Raw genomic sequence first — 375 nt, 5'->3', positions numbered from 1 at the left:
TTTGGCTTTGACGCTTGGAGCGTAGAGCTTGATATTGCCGATGTAAACCTACCGGGCCAAGTTGGTGCGGCTACTACGTACTGGATTGGTCTATCCTTGGAGCCAACTGACGGCAGCAACACATTCTGGGAATTCTCAAGTGCCGGTGTAATCGGTTTTGGACTTAGTTATAATGATGGCACAGGGTTTATAACTGAACCAGCCAATGAAGGCGTATATACCTTTGCGGGAACTTGCTCTCCAATAGGAGGCGGTGGAAATCCTTGTGACACCACTGCACTAAGTAATGCTTTCGAAAATGGCAAGAGTTTCACTAAAAACTTAGGCCGAATCACTGCAAACGATTTAACGGTTGCTGATGGTGAAGACATGCTT

The 375-nt window shown here is 46.4% G+C and carries 1 protein-coding gene; it reads left to right on the top strand.

From position 1 onward, the window contains the following. The coding region (locus QRD02_RS14345; protein WP_290255648.1) for a hypothetical protein at positions 1-375 on the top strand (375 nt) is incomplete at both ends.

Origin of the sequence: Aequorivita aurantiaca, from assembly GCF_030410135.1 — a bacterium.
GTDB classification, from domain to species: Bacteria; Bacteroidota; Bacteroidia; order Flavobacteriales; family Flavobacteriaceae; genus Aequorivita; species Aequorivita aurantiaca.
Note: the sequence above shows the minus strand (reverse complement) of the source record. Positions and strands in the feature narration are given on the sequence as shown.